The organism is Mycobacterium sp. UM_Kg1, from assembly GCF_000972925.1.
GTDB lineage: Bacteria > Actinomycetota > Actinomycetes > Mycobacteriales > Mycobacteriaceae > Mycobacterium > Mycobacterium hiberniae.
Genome location: NZ_JRMK01000361.1, coordinates 1 through 368, shown reverse-complemented (window position 1 = coordinate 368; position 368 = coordinate 1). Strand labels below are relative to the sequence as shown.

Below are 368 nucleotides of genomic sequence, written 5' to 3'. Positions count from 1 at the left end.
CCGGCTTTGCCGGCCACACCACTGCCCCCGTTGCCGCCATTGCCGCCGTTGCCGCCGTTGCCCTGCGTCCCGTCGAGCCCGCTGGCGCTGCCGTCGGCATTCCAGCCGCCCTTGCCGGCTGCGCCGCCGTTACCGCCGTGACCACCGTTGGTCCCGGCGGCGCCGTCGCTGCCCGGTGTTGTGGCGTGATCACCATCGGCACCATCCGCGCCGGCACCACCGTGACCGCCATTGCCACCGACCCCGGCACGCCCATCGGCACCCGCAGCCGCCTGGCCTTCACGGCCCGCACCCCCGGCACCACCGACACCGGCGTTACCCCCGGCACCACCGGCCTGCCCGGCCTCACCATCAAGAGAAGCGTTGCC

General features: G+C 74.5%; 1 pseudogene. It reads left to right on the top strand.

Features of this window, described 5'->3' with window-relative positions:
- A pseudogene (locus LI92_RS24105) lies at window positions 1-368 on the top strand (hypothetical protein); the annotation flags it as partial.